Consider the following 2,500-nt stretch of genomic DNA (forward strand, 5'->3'; position numbering starts at 1 on the left):
TGTCTTTCCTGTCCGACCGGCTGGCGCGCGGACGTATCCACTACGGATGGTACGTCGCCGGGATTACCTTCGTCACGCTTCTGGTGGCGGCGGGTATCCGCTCCATGCCGAGCATCCTCATCGTCCCGGTCGAGCAGGAATTCGGATGGTCGCGGGCGACCATTTCGTTCGCCGTTGCGATCAACCTCGTCCTCTACGGCCTGATGGGTCCCTTCGCGGCGGCCTTCATGGAGCGCCTGGGCGTCCGCAAGACCATCGTGATGTCGCTGGTGCTGGTGGCGGGAGGAGTGGCGCTGACACCGCTGATGACCGCCCCCTGGCAGCTCGTCCTGCTGTGGGGCGTGGTGGTCGGAACGGGCACCGGCATGACCGCCCTCGTCCTCGGCGCCACGGTCGTCAACCGATGGTTCTCCGAACAGCGCGGTCTCGTCATGGGGATGCTGACCGCCAGCACGGCGACCGGGCAGTTGCTGTTCCTGCCGCTGCTGGCCATGATCGTGGAGGATCTGGGGTGGCGCACCGCCGTCCTGGGCGTCGCCTGCGCCGCCCTCGTCATCGTCCCGCTGGTGATGCTGCTGATGCGGGAACGTCCCCGCGACATCGGCCTTGCCCCCTTCGGCAAGACGGAGATGGAGGCGGCGCCGCCCCGTCCGACCGGGAACCCTTTCGCCCTGGCCTTCGGAGCCTTGATTGAAGGATCGCGCTCCCGCGATTTCTGGCTGCTTTTCGGGACGTTCTTCATCTGCGGGCTGAGCACCAACGGCCTGATCGGGACCCACCTGATCGCGGCCTGCTTCGACGCCGGCATCCCTGAGGTCAAGGCCGCCGGGCTGCTGGCGATGATGGGCATCTTCGATCTGGTCGGCACGACGCTGAGCGGCTGGCTGTCCGACCGCTGCAACAACCGCTACCTGCTGGCCTGGTATTACGGGCTGAGGGGATTGTCGCTGCTGTGGCTGCCCTTCGCGCTCGACCTGTCGTTCTTCGGCCTGTCCCTGTTCGCCGTCTTCTATGGCCTGGACTGGATCGCCACCGTCCCGCCGACCGTCCGGCTCACCACCAACACCTTCGGGCGGGAAAAGGCGCCGATGATGTTCGGCTGGATCTTCACCGGCCACCAGCTCGGCGCCGCCGTCGCGGCATTCGGCGCCGGCGTGCTGCGCACGGCGATGGACGGCTATCTGGAAGCCTTCCTGCTCGCCGGCCTGGCCTGCCTCGTCGCGGTCGCCATGTCGCTGATGATCGGGCGGCAACCGGCACCTCCCGCCCGGGTAGCGAGCGAGGCGGCGTAGGCGGCTCTTTCCTGAGCGCCGCTTCGGTTGCCCGTGCTACTCGAACGATCCGACGTACCAGGGCTTGACTCTGGTATCTCCCGGCGAAGACGCCGATCGGAGCCTCAACTTAAAAGTTGACGATATTCGCTCAGTTGCCGCTAGGAGATACCAAGATCAAGGCTTGCCATGACGAATACTAAAGAAGGTGTCTCACCCATGCGCATGCTCGACGACCTGAACCCCGGCGACCGCTACTCCGGCGGCCCCCTGACGCTGTCGGAAGCCGATATCGTGGATTTCGCCGGACGCTTCGACCCGCAGCCGTTTCACCTCGACCCTGTCGCCGCCAGGGACAGCGTCTTCGGCGGACTGGCCGCAAGCGGATGGCATACCGCCGCACTGACGATGCGCATGATCGTGGACGGCGAGACCAAGCTGGCAGGCGGGTTCATCGGTGTCACCGTCGAGGAGATCTCGTGGCCGCAGGCGACGCGCCCCGGCGATGAGCTTCGCATCGAAAGCGAGGTACTGGAAGTACGCCCCTCGACCAAGCGGCCGGATCGTGGCACGGTGCGCATCCGCACCCTGACCTACAATCAAAAAGACGAAGTGGTTCAGCGGATGACCGCGGTGCTGCTCGTTCCTCGCCGATCCATGCCGGAGTAGTCTTGCCGAAACATCATCTGGACAGCACCGCCATGGCGGTGCTGACGGTTCTATGCCTGTGCTGGGGTCTTCAGCAGGTCGCCATCAAGATCGCCATTCCGGGAATATCCCCGACGCTCCAGGCCGGCATCCGGTCGGTTGGATCGCTGATCCTGCTCTGGGGCTGGTCGGCCTGGAACGGCGTCCGGCTGTTCGGCCGCGACGGCTCGCTGTGGCCCGGGCTGGCGGCGGGTCTGCTGTTCGCGGTCGAGTTTCTGCTGATCTTCACCGGCATGACGTTCACGACGGCCTCGCGCGGGGTGATCTTCCTGTACACCTCCCCGTTCATCGTGGCGCTGGGCGCCCATCTCTTCGTGCCGAACGAGCGGATTCGCCTGATCCAGGCGCTGGGGCTGCTCTGCGCCTTCGCCGGCGTCGCGGCCGCCTTCGCCGACGGCCTGCGGCTCCCGACCAGCCGCGAACTGATCGGCGACGCGATGATCCTTCTGGGTGCGGTCGCCTGGGGCGCCACCACGGTCATCATCAAGGCGTCCCGGCTGGCCTCGATCAGTCCGAACAAG

Annotated in this window: 3 protein-coding genes; all 3 read left to right on the forward strand. The window is 66.2% G+C overall.

The window, feature by feature from the left end:
• Positions 1-8 precede the first annotated feature (8 nt).
• Positions 9-1,292: an MFS transporter gene (locus tag AC5JJ6_RS08840; protein ID WP_496041683.1), complete on the forward strand. Its 1,284-nt coding sequence runs from the start codon at positions 9-11 to the stop codon at positions 1,290-1,292.
• 198 nt (positions 1,293-1,490) lie between these two features.
• Complete coding sequence (locus tag AC5JJ6_RS08845) at positions 1,491-1,940, forward strand: MaoC family dehydratase (protein WP_496041681.1); 450 nt, start codon at positions 1,491-1,493, stop codon at positions 1,938-1,940.
• 2 nt (positions 1,941-1,942) lie between these two features.
• Positions 1,943-2,500: DMT family transporter (locus AC5JJ6_RS08850; protein WP_496041682.1), on the forward strand; the 558-nt coding region annotated here is incomplete at its 3' end.

The sequence above is a fragment of the Skermanella sp. genome (assembly GCF_059503625.1).

Bases quoted from the DNA above. Each gene is read 5' to 3' on its own strand.
- AC5JJ6_RS08845 (WP_496041681.1), top strand. From the start codon at position 1,491: ATGCGCATGCTCGACGACCTGAACCCCGGCGACCGCTACTCCGGCGGC.